Here is an 18,806-nt window from a genome sequence, read left to right as displayed (position 1 = left end):
AATTACCGCAGAGACTCAGAGACGCAGAGATTTTTCAAGAGCTCACCTGCTTCGGGTTAATAATCATCACTAAGCGTTTGATTCCTTTGTGTAATAGAGGAGCATTGAAATTTATTAATAAGTCTACTTTGCATCGTGTCAGCTTGAGGTAGGTGAGTAATTGGGCATCATGGATCGGCATCAGTTTTTCCACCGCAGAGCCGCCGAGACACAGAGAATTTATGATCTTAAAAACTCCGTGTCTCTGTGTCTCCGCGGTTCACCATTCCAAAGTTTTTAATTCCAAACATCACCACGATGAAGCAATTTGTATTACCTCGCCAATTGCCGTTTCGCCCTTTATTAGCTTGTCGATCGCATCATCGAGCAGACTTTTGATGCCCGCTTCGCGCATCTTCAAGACCAATTGCGATTCGCCTTCGCCGTCGGCCACCGAACGCGCCCAATCCTCGTTCAGCTCCAGCATTTCATATAAACCGATGCGGCCGGCAAAGCCTTTGCCACCGCAATAAATACAGCCGCAAGGGTCGTAAATCATCTTTTGCTTCAATTCCGGCCGGCCGATGCTGATCGCCTCCAGCTCCGTCAGCGGCCGGGCGATACGGCAGTGCTTGCATAGGCGACGCAGCAGGCGTTGGGCTACGGCCAAGCGCAAGGCCGCCGCGACCAGATAAGGCTCGACGCCCATATCCAGTAAACGGGTCACCGTGGCCGCGGCGGAATTGGTATGCAACGTGCCCAACACCATATGGCCGGTCAATGCCGCCTTGATCGCGATGTCGGCGGTCTCCTTGTCGCGAATCTCGCCGACCATCACGACATCGGGGTCGTGTCGGAGTATGCTGCGCAGCGCCTTGGCGAAACTGACCTTGTCGCCGGCGTCTACCTCGCATTGAGCGACGCCGGCAATTTCGTATTCGATCGGATCTTCGATGGTGATGATATTGACGTTGCGCTCGGCCATCAGCATCCTGATCGCCGCATATAAGGTCGTGGTCTTGCCGCTACCGGTCGGTCCGGTCATGATCATCATGCCCTGGATGCGGCGCAGAAAGGTCTCGATCATGTCCTGATGCTTGAAGGTGAAACCCAGTTTGTCCAAAGTCAGCGAGTCGGTTTGCACGGCCAGCAGCCTCATCGTGACCCGTTCGCCGTATTTGGTCGGCAGCGTTGCGACCCGGACATCTATACGGCGTTCGCCGGCGACGAATTGATGGGAAAAGCGACCGTCCTGGGGCGAACGTTTCTCCGCGATATCCAGGTTGGCCATGACCTTCAGACGACTGACCAGTTCGGTGTAAACATGGGTATTGGTCTTGTTGTAAACCTCTAGTTGGCCGTCGGTTCTAAAACGAATGGTTGCGCCGTCGAAGCTGGGGTCGATATGAATATCGGAGGCTTGGCGCATATAAGCCGCATACAACAAGTCGTCGCCTAGGTTGACGGCCGAGTCCTGATTGTTGTTGGCGGCGGCATTGGGCAGGGCCTGTACCGGTTGACCCGGATTGCTGCCGTAAACCTGTTTCAATTTGATCGTCAGCAGATTTTCCGGCGCCTGCCACAGCTTGATTTCGGTTTTGACGAAGCGTTCCAGCAACTTAAGCGTTTGGGAATTGGGAGGAGCGCTGCAGGCGATATGGGTGACATTGTCTTGCAGCAAGAAGGGCAGCGCCTTTTGTCTGAGGGCGATATTGCCGGGCAGTTTGAGCGCGCAGGTCGGACACACCTTGACCTCATCGATATTCAGTTGGTGAGTGTCGGGATCGAAGCCGACGTGGTCGATATAATGCACACCGAAATGCAGACTCTCACCGTGTGTTTTCAGCCAGCGCACCTCGGCCTTGCGGGTGAAGCGGCGATGTTCGGCCTCGACATGCAAGGTCATCGTTGTGTTTTCGGCGATCCAGCTGGTTTCCTTGCTGACAACCAGACAGGCGCCGCTGCCGGTGATATCGACGACATTGCCATAGGTGAGGGAAGCATCCCCGTCCTGAAAGATCGTCGCATTCCAGGCGGAAATCGCTTGGCGTTCTTCGATGCGCTGATCTTCGGCCAGGCTCGACTTTTTTAAATCCACAGTTCTAGCAGCCATTTTTTTAACCCTATATCGTTTCGGTCATCCGAATTCAAATTCGTCATCGTCAAAGAGACCGGCAGCGCCTTGATGTTTTCATCGGCCAATTGTTGCATCATTGCGTATACATCGACATAACGGCCGACGAAGCCGATCTGCTGCAGCTTGACCGCATCATCCGATTTCAGCGCCTCACCTAGCCATTGTTGGACGTCGGCAATCGATTGCGGCATATCGCCGACTTTCTTCTGCTCGGTGACCGATTCCTCGGTAATACGCAGTCGATGCTGAGCAAGAATCACCGCAATGCGGTCGATGGCTTCGTGGCCGTCGCTTTGGCCATAGAGAAAACCGGCTTTTTCCGACAGGCCGTTTTGCACGGCTTCATCCCGTTGTTTCAATTTGATGAGTTCGTCCTGCAAGCGGTTTTTCTGGCTTTCCAGGCTCGGCAAAGCTGCGCTGGAAATGCCTCTCTGCATCAATTTTCGATAGGCATCCTCGGCGGTTTTCGCCTTGTCGCTGACGATGCCGCTGATGAAGACGAAATAAATCACCGAAATCACCAGTCCCGGCAAAACCCGCTTCAGCCATAATTCACGTTGTTGTTCAGGCGTCATGGTTATTGTCGGTGATTGATTTTGAACGTGAACCGCGGAGTCGCCGAGGTACAGAGAATATTGAAATAAAAAACACTGCGTCTCTGTGGCTCCGCGGTTAACTTATTCATTGCTTCCCGGCCATAGATATCATGTTTGGACCGCAGAACCGCCGAGTGACAGAGGTTTCTGAAATCCAATGCTCTGCGGTTAAACTAATACAAACATTCATTTCTTCTCATCCTCGCCAAAGCCCGGGATGCCCTCATCGATCAGCGCCAGTTCGAAAGACCAAGGTCCGCCGTCGTCGAACAACGCCATATCCTTTTTGGTCGGCGCCTGCACATGCCAATTCAGATCCGGCAAATTATCTTGTAGATAAGTCGCCAGCTGATTGGCCAGCTGAGGTTTCAAGGTTACGCCGGTGATGACGATGTCGTTGTTGCGGTTCTCGATGGTTTCCACGACCAGTTCTTCGTCGCGGCCGTTGGCCAATGCCAACAACAGTTTTGCTGGGCGTTGCTGTAGCCGTTTCAGGGTGTTGGGGATCAGGTCGGCGTCGCCGGTTAATTTACCCAGTTTTTTTTCCAGCTTGTCTTTCTCATCGCGGCTGTTGTTGACTTGTTTGCGCAGCGCCTGCATCGATTGATCAATCTTGCTCAATCGGTCCGCCTCCTCCTGGTAATGATTGCTCTGACTGATGAACCAGCCGGCATGCAGCAGGCACAGCAGCAGCGCGCCGCCGCCGGTGCCGGCCATCCAGGCGATATCCGGATTAAAGTTAGAAGGGGGGCGGATGATCGGAACCGGAGTTTTCTTATTGGCTATCAGCGCTTGCGCCCACAGCCCCAGCCATAAACTCAGGCTGTGATCCTGATTTAAATGATATTGGCGGTCGGTATCCGGCAACACTTCCAGCTTGTTATTCAGCAAGGCTTCGCTGGACGGCTTGTCGTCCAGGCCATGCAGCCACTGATCCAGTTCGGTTTGCCAGTGATGGCTTTCGAGGGAAAAGACCTGCAGGTTCAGCTGGTCTTCGTTCTGATGAAGGGCGTAGAGTTGATCGGGCCAGCATTCCAGGCGCAGCCATTCCGGAGTATCCGGTTCACCGATCGCCATCGGCAGGCCGCCGGGATAGAGCAGGCCGGCCAGCTTGGTTTTGCATTGCTTGGCAGCCTTGAGCAGATCGTCCAGCGCCAATTGATCGATCTGGGTCAACCAATAATCGCTCATTTCATCGGCGCTTTTGATGAACTGAAAGGCGATGCGGCTATCCTGAGATGACTGCCCGGTGACGCCTTCCAGTTCGAATTGCAAGGCTTGCATCAGCGTGTCGTCGTCCACGCCTTGCACCTGCATGGCCGGTAGACTGATCAAGTGTGAAGGCAGGCGCAGGAATAATAGCCATAGTTTACGGCCGAAAGGGGCGCTTTCCTCGCTGATCTTTTGCAGCGTTTTCGCCAGTCGCGCCGGCTCGTCGCAACCGCGTTCTATCGTTTCCACATCGGTAAGCAAAATACCCTTGCGGTCGGCATCGACTCGGAAGGTTTTGACTTCGGTGATGAACAGCAGGGTGTGAGCGGGGCGTTGGCTAAAAGCAGGAAGCTTCATTATTTGTTGTTATTCTTATGTATAAAAGCTTAGAAATAATCGTAGGATGAGTGGCATGTAGCTTAGCTCATCAAAATTCAAATAAACCGCAGAGTCACAGAGACACAGAGGTGTTTGATATTAAAACTCCAAAACCCATCAAAACGTTTATAAAACCGACGAGTCGCCAAAACATGGAGAAGGTTGACAATTAAAAACTCTGCGCCTCTGCGACTCCGCGGTTAAAAAAATGAATCCGCAAATTCATCAAAATTCAAATAAACCGCAGAGTCACAGAGACACAGAGATGTTTGATATTAAAACTCCAAAACCCATCAAAACGTTTATAAAACCGACGAGTCGCCAAAACATGGAGAGGGTTGACAATTAAAAACTCTGCGCCTCTGCGACTCCGCGCTTAAAAAAAATGAATCCGCAAATTCATCAAAATTCAAATAAACCGCAGAGTCACAGAGACACAGAGATGTTTGATATTAAAACTCCAAAACCCATCAAAATGTTTATAAAACCGACGAGTCGCCAAAACACGGAGAGAATCGGCAATTAAAAGCTCTGCGCCTCTGCGACTCCGCGGTTAAAAATCAAATCGGCAAAAACAATCATACCGCTGCGCTCTCAGTGAAAACGCAGCGGTATAAGAGGGAACCGGCATCCCTCTCCGGTTCCAAATCGTCCTTAATTGAGTGTCCTTAGCTTGGTAGTCTTAAATCCTTGTTAGACGAAAGCGGACCACTGAAACCGAGGGGAGGTTGGTGGTCCGTTTTTAAAGAAAGCGGTTTTATGTTAAAACCGCTTTGGTTTGATCATCCTTGAAAGATAGATTGTCTAATGGTGAATCACCATAGGTCGCTATGGCGCTAATTATTTAGCAGCGATATTGGCATAGGCGGCATCCATTTCTTCAGCCAGACCGATGATGTGGTTAGGCATCATAATCATGGCTGTGCCGATGAATTTGGCTTGTTCTGTATTAGTTGAACAACCAGCTGTCGAATTGTCTTTATCTACTTGGAAAACCGAAACAAAACGGTTGTATCTTTTGTCTGGGCCCATGTCGCCATTTTGTGCGAAATGCACTGGTGCTTCTTGAATCGCACGGCCGGTCATTTCGGATTCTTGGCCAACACCCATAACGATGTAGTCATAGCAAGTTGAATTAAAATTAGTGGCTTGGCGACCAAATGCTGTTGCCAAATGAGTTTCAATATCTGCTCTGTCTCCAGAGTTCAATGCTGCTAGAGTAACTGCCGCAGCATTACCTGCAGAAGGCATTGGAACCGTAACTGGGGCATTGCCGGCATCAAAAGTCTTGCTGCCATTAGTAGTTGGATCTTTCATATCATAAACAGAGGTAATGCCGGCGGAGGTAAGCGACATTAATGGAATCTCAGTAGCGACCATGCCAGTTGTGCCATCTTCGGTATAGGTAACTGGCGACAGCATGTTAGGATTCATTAATTCAGAATATACGGTGCCAGGATTCGTACCTGTTGAAGTTTCGATTAATGAATGAAGATCATCCGGCAAGCTGTTGAACTGGGTATGGAAACGTTGAATGGTTCCGTTTAATGCGGCTAGATTGTTTGTGCCGGTTGAGTCGTGAGTTTTAGATACAAAACCAGACACATAAGGAATCATTAAGCCAGCCAAACCGATCAATACCAGCAGGACAACGGTCAATTCGATTAAGGTCATACCCGCTTGGCGAGCCATGTTGTTATAATGTTTCATGTTGGGTTTCTCCCCGTTTTGTTAGTTAGTGTTATTAAGTGAGCACTAACAAAGTCACTGCCCTTTGCTGTACCAGAGCGCCCGGCAGTGGGGGGGAAGCCCTTCCCCCGTGTTCATCCTACTCCTTATTTCAGTCTTTCCCGACTGTTTCTCTTCCCTTAGGCGAACAAACTCAGTTAGATCGCGATAATAAAAGCAATCGCTGTGCCAAAGTTGTAATTATCTGTTTTTTTTGAAGTTGTTGGTTTTCGACGATTTTCGGCGATTTATAAAGTGCGGCATATGCCACACCTTGAGTGAGTTATATCCCTCACTTTTTTATTTTTCTTTAGCTCTTCTTCGATTTGCCGCATTGCTTTGACGAAAAAGCTTGGTAAGCGGATGCTTCGCGTTTATCGGAATGTCCGGTCGGCTGTAAGTAGGAATTACTGACATCTTGGTTTATCAGGAGTGAGCAAAAGTGAGGCGGCCTGCAAGGCTTCGCGCCGGGGGGCGGCGCTCCTACGATTCACTTTTGCCAGAACAAAAGCGGATGTCTTATCAAACCGCTCATTTCTCGTTCCCTCGGTCCTCCGTGGGAATGTTGGTTGTTTTGAATCTTGAGCGCCAAGGCATGAATGTCGAATGGTGTGATTTTTGCTTTATATTTTAATTTTTGTCTATGATGTTTCATCTTCCAAAGCAAAACGGTTTTTCCTTGTTGGAATTGCTGGTGGTGTTGATGCTGATCTCGGTGCTCGGCGCCATCGCCATCCGCTCCACTGTCGATATCGGTTATTCGGCCCGCTACGAACAAACCCGCGAGCACCTGGAAAGCATCCGCACCGCCATCATCGGCAACCCGAAACGCACGATCAACGGCCAGCCGGATATCTCGGGGTTTGTGGCGGATATGGGGCGGTTGCCGGTAAATTTAAGGGAATTGGTGGACCAAAATTATTGCACGGTAAACAGAACGATAGACGAAACAGCCTACGATTCTTCGCTATATGGATCGGCGCAGGCGCATTGCGATGCATTAGCGGCCGGCGCCTGGAAGACTCAGGCTGCTGCGTCAACGGATACGACTAGCAGCCTGAAATATGGTTGGCGAGGACCTTATTTGTCGGTGTCTGAGTCGGTATTGGATGCGGATTTATATACGGATGGCTGGGGCAGGGAAGCGCAGAACGCTACCGATTTTGATTATGGTTGGCGATTTGGGGATGGCTATGATTTATCAACCGCGACACCTCATATAACCGATCCGGATCGCTTGGTGGTGCAAAGTTATGGCAAGGACTATGCCGCTGGTGGAACTGATTATGATGAGGATTATCCGGTCAATAGTTTATCCGCAACTGATATTGCACCATATGATCAGCCAGCGCCATTGGTCGATAAGGATGATTGGTTGGTGGATATTTCGGGCGGGATAAGCGCGACGCTCCGTTTACCCTTGAACGGCACTCGGCAGATAGCGCCGGTTTCCTTTTGCACGGATTCAAGTAAAACGACTAAAACCGTCTGCACATCACCTGCAGTGTGGTTTGGCGGCTGTGAAGATCAAAGTTATTACAACAAAAGCTCCTGTAAAACCGCATTAGGAACAGGGAAATGGATTAATTGTTCATTAGGAGTAACGTATTCTGATAAACAAACATGCGAAACCGATGGAGGCGTTTGGTTCGGAGAAGGCTTTGGTTGCGAAGACCAAACACAAAACACTAAAACCTCTTGTGTGTCCGCCGGAAAAGTCTGGCGAAGTTGTACGGATGACGGCACGATTTCGACCCAATCTACCTGCACTGCGGCAAATCAACTTTGGTATGGGGATGTTTTGATCACAACCGGTTCAAATGGAGGGTGCAACGATATTCATTACACAAACAAAACAAGTTGTGTAAACGCCGGAAAAACCTGGCAAAGCTGTTCTATTGTTGGGCAGACTACGCCTGATGACTGTCGGTCTGCTGGAGGGTATTGGTTGGGCAATGGTTACGGTTGCAGTAATCAGCAATACAGTAATCGATTAACCTGCGAAAGCAGCGGTGGAAGCTGGGTGGAATCGTGGCCTCGATGTTACAAAACGACTGCGCCGGATATCGAGTCGATCGTTCCTTATCGTTTTATTAAAACCAATAAAGCTGAGTGCGAAAACGACATCAGTGGCGTCTGGACTTACCCTTCGAAAGATATATGCATGAATGTGTTTTATCGAAATAACGGAGCAATCAATTTCGCATCCAGTTCAGCGATTTTGATCAAGGAACATGGTGGTTATCAGACCCTGCAATTCAATAATTTTAACGTTTCGCCGATTCCAATCGGTATCAATGCCATAGGTATCTATGAATATGACGGCGATTGCAATACGGATAATGCGATGTATCCCAGCGATCGAACACAGCCGATACAGGTTATGTTTATATCGCATAATGATTTACCCGTTATTAATTGGTAATAAAGGGTAAAATCCATCAACCTGATACAAGATTGTGCCGGACAAATGATGGGTTTCGTTTTGCTCTACCAATCTTACGAAAAATGGATGCGGTTGGCGACGAAACGAAATGGGGGGCACCGAGGCGCAAATTGATGAAATCTCTGTGCCTTCGTGACTCGGCGGTTAACAAGTCTGTGGTTGGCTTGGTCGATGGGTTTCGGTGCGATCCTGTATTAAAAAAAGGGTTATGTAGAAAAATTGAAACTAAAAATCAGTGGGATGGATAGAGATGGAACAAGATGTTCGCTGGAAACAGCGTTTTTCAAATTTTGAAAAGGCCTTTTTACAGCTTAAACAAGCGGTCGAGACTTATGATGATAATGCGGATGCGATTATCAAAGAGGGAATTATCCAGCGTTTTGAGTTTACTCATGAACTGGCATGGAAAGTGATGAAGGATTTTCTAGAATATGAGGGGTATCAAAATATCACTGGTTCCAGAAGTGCAACCCGAGGTGCTTTCAATATTGATTTACTGGAAAACGGCCAAGCTTGGATGGATATGATTGAAAGCAGGAATAGAACGGTGCATACCTATCAAGAAAGTATACTGGAGCAGGAGTATAAAAAAGTGTCTGGGCCTTATTTTTACTGTTTCTCCAATTTTTATGAAAAAATGAAGACCCTATTATGAGATTTGGCCTAGATCAAGCTACATTTAAACGCATTTTAGCGGTTTTTGAGAGCTATCCGAAGGTTGATCGGGTCATCATTTACGGTTCTCGCGCCAAAGGAAGTTTTCGCAAAGGTTCTGATATTGATTTGACGTTGATCGGTGAAAATCTTACGGAAGCCACGCTATCATCCATTAAATTAGCATTGGACGACCTGAATACGCCTTATCTATTCGATGTCTCGATTTTTGATCATTTGCAGTCGCCTGATTTAGAAGAACATATTGCCAGAGCAGGACGGGTTTTTTACCAAAAGAAAAAGTCTAATTAAAAATCTATCCCCCTTTTTATTGAAGATGAATTTGGAAAAAATACTATGAATGGCAAATATGGCATGCAGACGGGCATGACCTTGCTGGAATTGACCGTGGTGTTATTGATCTTGATTGCGGTGGCCGGTTTGGCGATTCCTTATGTCGGCGGCGCCGGGCGGATGGCGATGTGTCAGGCGACCGATGCGACGATGCAGGCGGTCAAGCAGGCGATCATGGGCGGTGCTGCCGGTCCTGGGTTTTATGGCGATACCTTGGGGTTTTATCCTCAAAATACTAAAAACGACTTAACAACAATCAATTTGCGTTATTTATTTACACAGCCCGCCGGGTTTAATAGTTTCAACCCAAAAACCGGCGTGGGTTGGCGTGGTCCTTATTTGGCAGCCGGTGGAGCTTTAGTGACGGCTGGGTTGGACAGTAGTTTTGCTAATGATATGGCCGATAACAGTGGTTTTGTACATCAAGTCATTAGCGTTGGAGAGCAACAGGTTATGGATGCTTGGCGCAGGCCTATTGTTTTGCAAATTCCTTTGGATAGCAGCAATGGATACGCGCCAAATTTTGATTATGCTCGTTTGGTTTCGGCGGGTCCGGGCGCTGGACTAGCATTAGGTGATGCCGCCATTGATACCCATATCGAATACGATAGCAGCGTTAACTCTCTTCCAGAAGCGAATGATCGCAACGATGACAGGGTGTTATATTTGAAAAATCCCGATCCCTATGCGAGCGGCAATATTCCTTGTGATCAGTTGTGAGGGGGCTCAAAAAGTGTGGGAGCGATGCCTAACTTAGGCTAAAGCCGCTCCCTGTCGTTGCAAAACAATCCTGATTATCTGAGGGTTTTGATCTTTAAAGGCAATATGCCTTTACAGCAATTCGGAAATATTGGCGGCGGCTCTTTTAACATCCAAGAAGATCAGGCCTAATTTGGCGTTGGGTTTGGCCAAGACCGTCAATACCGCTTCATTGCCGGCATAAGTCATCAGGACGTAGCCTTTCTCGCCTTTAATCAATACTTGTTCCAGGTCGCCGCGGGCCAGTTCTTGCGCGGTTCGGTCGCCCAGCGACAACATCGCGGCGCTCATCGCGCCGACTCGGTCTTCATCCAGCGAAGCGGGCAGGACAGCGGCCATCATCAGACCGTCGGTGGAAATAACGCCGCTGGCTTCGATATCCGCCGAAGAGCCGTTGAGCTCCGTCAAGATGGAAGATAGCATATCAGAACGCATGGTGATTCTCCTTTAATCTTTATAGGCCGAGGCTAAATTAGTGAACAAAGCCCGGCTCATGCCTGAAATCTTCAGAAATTTTTCGAGCTCCTCCGCCAGACTGGCCTCTTGATAAGACTGCTGCATAACAAGCAGAGACATGCCGGTTATGGCGCTGATCGCAACTTGGGTTTGCTTGCAATATTCCTTGTCATCACCATAAGTATCGATAAGTAATTCGATCAGGCGATTGTTGATCAAGGTCATCGCGCCGGCCATAAATTCGACCGGTAAATTGACCCTGACATGGACATCGCCGACTTTAAACATCTGTTCGGTGTAGGTTTTATCGAAAGGGCCGGTAAACAAGCCTTCCAGCCAGAGTCGGTGCGTCTTTTTCAATGATTCGACTCGGTCCTCCAGAAAATCCTTCGCTTCCGGAATGGAGAGTAAATGCTGGTAAAAGTCCTCGGTAACGCCGGCTAATTTCGGTTTAATCTCTGCTCCCACCTCAATCAATATGTTTTCCAGTTCAGGGGTTAAGCCGCTGAAGGATTTAGCGTAACGAGTTAACTTGTCAAAATCATGTGACATGGATAGTTCTCCTTGATTATTGTTTTGATACCCGCTTAGGAGTATTTTTGCTGACTTAACGAATCAAGTCGCGCTCAAAGTATAAACCAAGTGAATTAGTCGGGATTGTAGGGGTAATTGTTTTTTTAGATTCTGCTTTGTTGGTCACGAAATTTAATTGTCATAAAAAGCTTGTGGTTTTTATTGAATATCAATCAGTTAGCGTAATCTTCCTTTTAAAGAGGGGAGAGTTGCCTTTCAATAAATTCCACTCAAGGAAAGACTCTGATATGGCGATTTTCAAGGAAGAAGGGGGTAAACTCTGGGGTGTCAGTTAGTATCAAGATCAGCCTGGTTAAATAATATGCTAAGCCGATTCAGGGATCAAACTACTTGCATTGACTGAAAAAGAAATAGGTTAGAGCAAGAGGGTGGTGTTTAATTAGGCTGATTCCGACAGTGTCGGGCAAATGCAGGATTTCAAATGCAATAGGGGGCTTGAAAAGAATGGGGTGAACGATGGGGCTCGAACCCACGACAACCGGAATCACAATCCGGGGCTCTACCAACTGAGCTACGCTCACCATAATATGAGATCTTGCAAGAATGGCACGCTTGGCAGGATTCGAACCTGCGACCCTCGGCTTAGAAGGCCGATGCTCTATCCAACTGAGCTACAAGCGCAAATCTTGGTCGGGGTAGAGGGATTCGAACCCCCGACATCCTGCTCCCAAAGCAGGCGCGCTACCAAACTGCGCTATACCCCGATCTGAACCTTCTATATGAGGAGAACCAAGTAAGTAGGTCACCCTGCGAAGAACCGCTATGATACGGAAGACGGCCTTGAGCGTCAAGTAATTTTTGCGATTTATTTTCAAGGCAAGACGGTGCTTTGCGTAGGAGCGCCGCCCTCGGCGCGAAAAGAGCCATTCGGCCCGAGGGCGGGCCTCCTACGGTAGACTTTGGCGGAGCAAGCGCGGCCCTACGTTGGCGGATCCGCTACGCTTGATCCACCCTACCGGTGCGGGTAGGGTAGGGTGTGCTGACGATAGGAAGCGCACCGGTTTTTGATGCGCTTCACGCTGTTCGACACATCCGAAGGTAAGGCTATATTGGCATGCAACTGTAGGGTGATTCGCCGCCAGGCAATGCGCTTGGATACCACAATGACCAATTTTGCCTCCGGTGGCGGTTTTTGGCGGCTTGCTTCGCGAAGCCGCCCTACGTTGGTGGATCCGCTACGCTTGATCCACCCTACCGGTGCGGGTAGGGTGTGCTGACGATAGGAAGCGCACCGGTTTTTGATGCGCTTCACGCTGTTCAGCACATCTGAAGGCAAGACGGTGCTTTGCGTAGGAGCGCCGCCCTCGGCGCGAAAAGAGCCATTCGGCCCGAGGGCGGGCCTCCTACGGCAGACTTTGGCGGAGGCGCGGCGCAAGTAGACGCATGTCGCTATGCGAAATGCAGGTCAACGAGGTCCTGAACGATTCAACCGTGAATAGAGTAAGTTAAACGTTTGGGGCGGGTTAAATACCCGCCCCGCCCAGATACTAGCCATGCCGCTGGATTGTCGATGGGAGGTAGTTACAATTTTTCTTTGACAAGCTGATAAATCTCTTCGCTGGCGATATCGGCGCCTTGCAGGATGGATTCTAATTCAGCCAGTTTGGCATCGGCGAAGTCCCTATCTTTAAGGCTGCCGGCATTGATGTAGACATTCAATGCGGCGCTTTTTAGCGCTGCGTAGCCGGCCATGACGGCGACGCCGGCATCGCTGATGACGCCCAGATTGCCTTTATCGGCGGCGATGCGGCTGAGTCTTATTGCTTCGGCGCAAGCCTTGGCGCAGTCCAGCGGCACTATCGTCGCTTCCTTCAAAGCGGCTTGGATTTGCTCACTTCTGGCGGCTTTTTCTTCATCGCTTTCCTTGGGCAAGCCATAACAGGTCATCAGTTGGTCGAATACTTCGACATCGGCCTTGATCATCTCGGTCAGTTTCGCCCGCAGTGCTTCCGATTTATCTAATAAGGCCTGCATATCGGTTTCCACTTCGGCATATTTCGGTTTGCCGATGGTCAGATTGCAGACCATGCTGGTCAAGGCGGCTGATTGTGCGCCCATCACTGCCGCGGCGCTGCCGCCGCCCGGCGTCGCTGCTTTACTGGCCAGTTCGTCGAGAAAAACGGCTATCGATTTGTCTTTGATTTCGTTCATTGTCTGTTGGTCGTGTTGATATTAGCTACAGGCCTGCATTGAGTTTACAGGCTGTATTTCACTGTTGGGTTAACGCTGTGCTAACCCAGCCTACTAAATAAATAACAAGTGGCCGGCTGGATTCGTCCGGCATGCGGGCTGCTTCCTGTGCTAGCTTTCTCGGCGCCAGGTGGTTTTGCCGCCGGGGGCGTCTTCCAGTACGATGCCTTGCGCCTTCAACTGGTCGCGGATCTGGTCGGCCTTGGCCCAGTCTTTGTTTTGTTTGGCTTGCGCACGCTCTTCGATTAATTGCTCGATGTCCTGTTCGGACAGACCTTCTTTATTGGCGCCGCCCTTTAGAAAGTTGTCCGGATCGTCCTGCAAGATGCCGAGGATGGAGCCGAGGAATTTCAATGTGGCGGCCAGCGCTTGGATTTTGTCGGGATTGTTTTTAGACTTGTTCAAGTCTCTGGCGAGGTCGAACAACACCGAAATGGCGACTGGCGTGTTGAAATCGTCATTCATCGCTTGCTCGAAGGCGGCCTTGTAGGCCTTGTCGATATCAGCGTCGCCGATATCGATGCCGCGCAGCGCCGTATAAAGACGGGTTAGGGCGGCGCCGGCCTCGTCCAGTTGTTCGTCGGAATAATTCAGCGGACTGCGATAGTGGCTGGACAGGATGAAGAAGCGAATGATTTCCGGACGATACTGTTTCAGCACTTCGCGCACGGTGAAAAAGTTGCCCAATGATTTGGACATTTTCTCTTCGTTGACCCTGACGAATCCGTTATGCATCCATAGATTGACGAATTTCTCGCCGGTCGCGCCTTCAGATTGGGCTATTTCGTTTTCATGGTGCGGGAACTGTAAATCCATGCCGCCGCCGTGGATGTCGAAATAGTTGCCCAGGCAGCAGGTCGACATCGCCGAGCATTCGATATGCCAGCCGGGGCGGCCGTGTCCCCAAGGGGAGTCCCAATAGGGTTCGCCGGGTTTGGCTGTTTTCCAGAGCACGAAGTCGAGCGGATCGCGTTTGGCGGTGTCGACATCGACGCGTTCCCCGGCTTGAAGGTCAGCAAGGTTTTTACCGGACAGGCGGCCATAATTTTCGAATTTGGCGACCGCATAAAACACATCGCCGTTGCTGCCGACATAGGCCAGGTCGTTGTCGATCAGTTTGCCGATCATTGCGATGATTTCATCCATCGATTGCGTGGCTTTCGGTTCCCGATTCGGCGGCAATACCGACAAGGCGCGTTCATCTTCATGCATCGCGTCGATGAAGCGTTCGGTCAGGGCGCTGAAATCTTCACCATTTTCGTTGGCGCGTTGGATGATTTTGTCGTCTATGTCGGTGACGTTACGCACATAGGTCAGATCATAGCCCAGATATCTGAAATAACGTGCGACCGTATCGAATACCACCATGACGCGGGCATGGCCGATATGGCAGTAATCGTAAACCGTCATGCCGCAAACATACATCCCAACTTTGCCGGCCACTCTGGGTGTAAAGGTTTCTTTGCTTCGTGTTAAGGTGTTATATATTTTCAGCATTTTCGCCACGATAGTTTGATTGCATTACCAGAACGGTAAAAAAACTTGCCAATTTACCAAGTTTTGGGCTTCTCTTTCAAGAAAAAAACAAATAGAATCTGCTGTTTGCATCATTTTTAGGGGAATCTGTACTTGAAATCGTTTTTCCTGATCTTGTCAATATTACCAATTCTTTCATTTGCAACGGAAAATAACATGTCTGAAAGCCAAGAAAAAGTAAAGTTAACCACGTCCATGGGCGAGATTGTTATTCAATTGAATGCCGAAAAAGCGCCGATTTCGGCGGAAAATTTTCTGACTTACGTCAGGGATGGTTTTTATGACGGCACTATCTTTCATCGGGTGATTCCCGGTTTCATGGCTCAGGGAGGCGGCTTTGATAGCGACTTCAAACAAAAGCAGACACACGCGCCGATTAAAAATGAAGCGGATAATGGGTTGAAAAACAAGCGCGGCACGTTGGCGATGGCGCGCACGCCGGATCCCGATTCGGCGACCGCGCAATTTTTTATCAATTACAAAGACAACAGTTTCCTGGACTTTAGCAGTCCGACGCCGAATGGTTGGGGGTATGCTGTTTTCGCCGAGGTCGTTGAAGGCATGGATGTGGTCGATCAAATGGCCGATGTGCCGACCGGAAACCATGGCATGCATCAGGATGTGCCGAAAACCGACATCGTGATCGAAAAAGCCGAAGTGGTCGAATAACACTCCGCCGAGGCTCATCGTCATCAAATCTTGAGATGCGATGGGTGTCGCCATTCCTTCAGGGCGACTGTCTGCCTGTTTACGAATTCGGAACTGAATAACTTCATAGCAATACATTGAAACAGGAAATCATTTTTATCTCCGATCTGCATATTTCGCTGGAAAAAAAAGCTATCACTCGCAGGTTTCTAGCTTTTCTGGAGAATAGGGCGGTACGCGCTGGTGCGCTATATATCCTGGGCGATTTGTTTGACGCCTGGATCGGTGATGACGACAGCACGCCTCCGAATAAAGCGATCAAGAAGCAACTGAAACAATTGACCGCATCCGGAACCGCGGTTTATTTGCAAGTGGGCAATCGCGATTTTCTGCTAGGCAGGCAGTTTGCCGAGGAAACCGGTGTGAGATTGCTGGACGATTATCATGTCATCGATTTGTTCGGGGTTCAGACCTTGCTGACGCATGGCGATTTGCTGTGCAGCGACGATATAGCTTATCAGCAATTCAGAGCCAAGTCGCGAACGACTGAATGGATGGCCGACGTCTTGGCCAAGCCCTTATGGTTGCGATTGTTGGCGGCGCGTTGGTATCGTTTTCGCAGCCATTTTCACAAGCGCAAGAAAACTCAGGAGATCATGGATGTCAATCAGCAAACCGTTGTCGACACGATGCGGCGTTATCGGTGTAAGCGGCTGATTCACGGTCATACCCATCGACCGGCAGTGCATGATTTTGATTTGGACGGTTGTTCGGCGCAACGTTTTGTATTGGCGGACTGGAAGAGGCAGGGCGCCGATATCTTATGTTGGACGGACGAAGGTTATACGATCGAACGTCTGGCTTAATAAATTAGCAGACTGGCGTTAATGTGGGGCGCTTTGCTCTTCCCATCCTATCGAATTGTCAAATTTGCCGCTCTGCAAAGTCAATTCTCCGGCGATAGCCGGTTCAACGCTGAAATTCAAAAACACGGTGACGATGAAAACGTATGTGATAAGCTTCAGCAAGACTGATTGGGCTTTGACGAAGGCCATAAAAATTACCCTTGTATTGTAGTATTTATCGGGATAAAGCTGTTAACAAAATTAACGCAAAAATCATGCCTTTGCTGGTGAGGGCTTGATCTGTCAGGGTGGGTCGGCATTATCTGACATTATGCCGGGCTTTACTGTAAAGAAAGTCGACGCTTTTGCTCGTAAATCTAAACGTTCTGCACGCTTTTTGTGCAAGCAATTTTGCTGAGAAGGCGGATTTATTCGGTTTTGTAAGGGACGTTAGTGTTGTCAGGCATCTTGACGACGATATTGACGCGCCGGTTTTTTCGCCGTCCCGGTTCGGTGGCATTGTCGGCAATCGGTTGAGTATCGGCGTAGGTGACCGCCCGCATTCTGGAGGCATCGATCTGTTGGGAGGCGAGAAAATGCAGCACGCTGGTGGCCCTGGCGGCGCCTAGTTCCCAGTTGGACGGAAATTGAGCGGTTTTGATCGGGCGGTTGTCGGTATGCCCTTCGATATATATCAAACCCTTGGCTTGTTTCAGCAGTGGTGTCAGCTTACTTAACACCGACCTTCCCGTTTCGGTCAGTGTCGCCTCCGACGATTGATAGAGGATGTTGTCTTGAATCTCCAGTTGGGCATAGCCCTGCGTGACGGTCATGTTGATGCTGTCGGACAGGCCCAGTTGTTGCAGCTGGCTATGCAATTGTTGTTGCATGGCCGCTTCGTCCTTAGGTTCGGTTTTGCTTTCGGCTGCCTGTTCTTGTTCGGGCAGCGGTGTGTTTTCGGTAGTCTGTATTGTCGCAGCCGGTTTTGTGGCTATGGGTGTCTTTTCCGGCGCAACCGTTGGCTCCGTTTCGACTTGAATGGGCTGTTGAGGTTTTGCCGGTGGCGGCGCTACAGCAGGCTCGGCAGGAACGACGGGTGCGGGTTCGGCTTTCTTCGCCGGCTTGATGGTTTTTTTGATAATGACGATTTTTGTCGGTTTTTCATTGCTCCGAACGTCGGGCTCAAACGTGCTCAAGGCCACCAGCGTGACCACCAGCATGACAATCAGTACGAAGACGTCGAGATAGGTCAGCAGCCAGTTTGGCGGCTGGCGGCGGTCGCTCAAGCTCAGTAATTCGTCAATGGCCTGGGAGGATTCGAGGCGGGAGAAAGACTTGCCGTTCATCGGTGCTGGGGCTTGCCGCTGTCTTGCAATTCATCCTCGTAATGAACGATGAATGAACTGAGGGTTTCTCGGATAAAAGAGGGGTTGCGGCGTTCGGCGATCAGCGTGATGCCTTCCATCAGCATGCTCATCAGCATGATGCGCTGTTCCGTTCTTCTTTCCAGTTTGATGGCGATGGGGTTGAACATCAGGTTGGCCAGCATCAGTCCGTAAAAGGTCGTGGTCAAGGCGACGGCCATGTTGGCGGTGATCGAGCTGATGTCCTTGATTTCGATGATTTGTAGCATGTTGATCAGGCCGACCAGCGTTCCCAGCATGCCGAAGGCCGGGGCGAACGAGGCCATGCTGTGGAAAATGCTCGATTCGGCTCTTTCCTTGGCACGCAAGCGGGAAATACGCCATTTCAATAAGGCTAGGATGTCTTCAACCGGGGTGTTGTCGACGATCAGCTGAAAGCTGGTTTTCAAATACGGATTGTTGATGTTGTCGATGACATTCTCGATGGCGGCGGTATCGTGTTGAAACCACATCTTGGCGACGGCGATGATTTCATCGGCTTCCCGTTGCGGATTCAAGCTGTCGTAAAAGAAAACGCGTTTGATCGATTTGATGGCTTGTTTGATATCGCGTAATGGATAACTGAGAAATGCCGCCGCCAACGTGCCGCCCAGTACGATGGTCAGTCCGGGGAAATTGATGAAGGTATCCGGATCGTTAGCGGCGTAAGCGATAATGAAGATCAATAGCGCCAGACTTAACAAGATGCCTATCGTGGTGGAATAATTAATAGCCGGTTGTTTAGCCACAGATTGCGAGAGCCATTTGCTGTTTTTCATGGCAAAAGCATAGCATAACTTTTTATTGCGTCCGCAATATCCGAGGCAGTTATGATTGGATCGGGGCGATTGCGCTATGTTGCCGGTGATTGTCGCGTAACCCGCCCACATC

At 49.6% G+C, this 18,806-nt stretch carries 18 protein-coding genes and 3 tRNA genes; 6 read left to right on the top strand and 15 right to left on the bottom strand.

Annotation, left to right across the window (positions count from 1 at the left end; genetic code table 11):
- Nucleotides 1-34: 34 nt before the first annotated feature.
- The 5 genes from Q9L42_RS19330 to Q9L42_RS19310 all read right to left on the bottom strand — a co-directional run bounded on the left by Q9L42_RS19330 (nt 35) and on the right by Q9L42_RS19310 (nt 6,012).
- Nucleotides 35-214 (bottom strand): GxxExxY protein, encoded by a 180-nt coding sequence (locus Q9L42_RS19330; RefSeq protein ID WP_305910140.1) that lies wholly within the window; start codon nt 212-214, stop codon nt 35-37.
- 75 nt (nt 215-289) lie between these two features.
- On the bottom strand, nt 290-2,092 hold the full coding sequence (locus Q9L42_RS19325; RefSeq protein WP_305906751.1) for a GspE/PulE family protein: 1,803 nt from the start codon (nt 2,090-2,092) through the stop codon (nt 290-292).
- A complete protein-coding gene (locus tag Q9L42_RS19320) occupies nt 2,068-2,691 on the bottom strand; it encodes a hypothetical protein (RefSeq protein WP_305906752.1) in 624 nt (207 codons plus the stop codon). The genes Q9L42_RS19325 and Q9L42_RS19320 overlap by 25 nt, the downstream gene beginning before the upstream one ends.
- Before the next feature lie 207 nt (nt 2,692-2,898).
- Entirely contained in the window at nt 2,899-4,281 is a 1,383-nt protein-coding gene (locus Q9L42_RS19315; protein ID WP_349431640.1) for a hypothetical protein, read from the bottom strand.
- A gap of 861 nt (nt 4,282-5,142) precedes the next feature.
- The gene (locus tag Q9L42_RS19310; RefSeq protein ID WP_305906755.1) at nt 5,143-6,012 is read right to left on the bottom strand and encodes a type II secretion system protein; all 870 of its coding nucleotides are present in this window, start codon (nt 6,010-6,012) and stop codon (nt 5,143-5,145) included.
- A 661-nt stretch (nt 6,013-6,673) separates the two neighbouring features.
- Here Q9L42_RS19310 and Q9L42_RS19305 point away from each other — a divergent pair.
- The 4 genes from Q9L42_RS19305 (at nt 6,674) to Q9L42_RS19290 (ending at nt 10,204) form a co-directional block, all read left to right on the top strand.
- Nucleotides 6,674-8,455, top strand: a complete 1,782-nt coding sequence (locus tag Q9L42_RS19305; protein ID WP_349431639.1) for a prepilin-type N-terminal cleavage/methylation domain-containing protein — start codon at nt 6,674-6,676, stop codon at nt 8,453-8,455.
- A gap of 271 nt (nt 8,456-8,726) precedes the next feature.
- A complete protein-coding gene (locus Q9L42_RS19300) occupies nt 8,727-9,131 on the top strand; it encodes a nucleotidyltransferase substrate binding protein (protein WP_305906756.1) in 405 nt (134 codons plus the stop codon).
- On the top strand, nt 9,128-9,442 hold the full coding sequence (locus Q9L42_RS19295; RefSeq protein ID WP_305906757.1) for a nucleotidyltransferase domain-containing protein: 315 nt from the start codon (nt 9,128-9,130) through the stop codon (nt 9,440-9,442). The genes Q9L42_RS19300 and Q9L42_RS19295 overlap by 4 nt, the downstream gene beginning before the upstream one ends.
- Before the next feature lie 45 nt (nt 9,443-9,487).
- Nucleotides 9,488-10,204: a hypothetical protein gene (locus tag Q9L42_RS19290; protein WP_305906758.1), complete on the top strand. Its 717-nt coding sequence runs from the start codon at nt 9,488-9,490 to the stop codon at nt 10,202-10,204.
- 111 nt (nt 10,205-10,315) lie between these two features.
- Here the strand turns inward: Q9L42_RS19290 and Q9L42_RS19285 are convergent, their stop codons facing one another.
- The 7 genes from Q9L42_RS19285 to cysS all read right to left on the bottom strand — a co-directional run bounded on the left by Q9L42_RS19285 (nt 10,316) and on the right by cysS (nt 14,980).
- Nucleotides 10,316-10,678, bottom strand: a complete 363-nt coding sequence (locus Q9L42_RS19285; protein ID WP_305906759.1) for a roadblock/LC7 domain-containing protein — start codon at nt 10,676-10,678, stop codon at nt 10,316-10,318.
- Nucleotides 10,679-10,690: 12 nt separating this feature from the next.
- On the bottom strand, nt 10,691-11,251 hold the full coding sequence (locus Q9L42_RS19280; protein ID WP_305906760.1) for a protoglobin domain-containing protein: 561 nt from the start codon (nt 11,249-11,251) through the stop codon (nt 10,691-10,693).
- A gap of 487 nt (nt 11,252-11,738) precedes the next feature.
- A tRNA-His gene (locus tag Q9L42_RS19275) sits at nt 11,739-11,814 on the bottom strand.
- 23 nt (nt 11,815-11,837) lie between these two features.
- A tRNA-Arg gene (locus Q9L42_RS19270) sits at nt 11,838-11,914 on the bottom strand.
- 6 nt (nt 11,915-11,920) lie between these two features.
- Nucleotides 11,921-11,997: transfer RNA gene (locus tag Q9L42_RS19265), tRNA-Pro, on the bottom strand.
- Between the two features lie 817 nt (nt 11,998-12,814).
- The gene (gene fchA / locus Q9L42_RS19260; protein WP_305906762.1) at nt 12,815-13,444 is read right to left on the bottom strand and encodes a methenyltetrahydrofolate cyclohydrolase; all 630 of its coding nucleotides are present in this window, start codon (nt 13,442-13,444) and stop codon (nt 12,815-12,817) included.
- Nucleotides 13,445-13,594: 150 nt separating this feature from the next.
- Nucleotides 13,595-14,980 (bottom strand): cysteine--tRNA ligase, encoded by a 1,386-nt coding sequence (gene cysS, locus Q9L42_RS19255; protein ID WP_305906763.1) that lies wholly within the window; start codon nt 14,978-14,980, stop codon nt 13,595-13,597.
- 195 nt (nt 14,981-15,175) lie between these two features.
- Here cysS and Q9L42_RS19250 point away from each other — a divergent pair, with 195 nt between their 5' ends.
- On the top strand, nt 15,176-15,688 hold the full coding sequence (locus Q9L42_RS19250; protein ID WP_305906764.1) for a peptidylprolyl isomerase: 513 nt from the start codon (nt 15,176-15,178) through the stop codon (nt 15,686-15,688).
- Nucleotides 15,689-15,804: 116 nt separating this feature from the next.
- Nucleotides 15,805-16,533: a UDP-2,3-diacylglucosamine diphosphatase gene (locus Q9L42_RS19245; RefSeq protein WP_349431638.1), complete on the top strand. Its 729-nt coding sequence runs from the start codon at nt 15,805-15,807 to the stop codon at nt 16,531-16,533.
- Between the two features lie 18 nt (nt 16,534-16,551).
- Here Q9L42_RS19245 and Q9L42_RS19240 read toward each other — a convergent pair whose 3' ends face one another.
- The 3 genes from Q9L42_RS19240 to Q9L42_RS19230 form a co-directional block, all read right to left on the bottom strand.
- Nucleotides 16,552-16,722 (bottom strand): hypothetical protein, encoded by a 171-nt coding sequence (locus Q9L42_RS19240; RefSeq protein WP_305906765.1) that lies wholly within the window; start codon nt 16,720-16,722, stop codon nt 16,552-16,554.
- Nucleotides 16,723-16,940: 218 nt separating this feature from the next.
- A complete protein-coding gene (locus Q9L42_RS19235) occupies nt 16,941-17,858 on the bottom strand; it encodes an OmpA/MotB family protein (protein ID WP_305906766.1) in 918 nt (305 codons plus the stop codon).
- Nucleotides 17,855-18,694 carry a motility protein A gene (locus Q9L42_RS19230; RefSeq protein WP_349431637.1) on the bottom strand — a complete coding sequence of 280 codons (840 nt, stop codon included), beginning with the start codon at nt 18,692-18,694 and terminating at the stop codon, nt 17,855-17,857. The genes Q9L42_RS19235 and Q9L42_RS19230 overlap by 4 nt, the downstream gene beginning before the upstream one ends.
- Between the last annotated feature and the right edge of the window lie 112 nt (nt 18,695-18,806).

This window comes from Methylomarinum sp. Ch1-1 (assembly GCF_030717995.2).
Classification (GTDB): Bacteria; Pseudomonadota; Gammaproteobacteria; order Methylococcales; family Methylomonadaceae; genus Methylomarinum; species Methylomarinum roseum.
The sequence above is the reverse complement of the archived record's forward strand: the minus strand, read 5'-3'. Positions and strand labels throughout refer to the sequence as shown.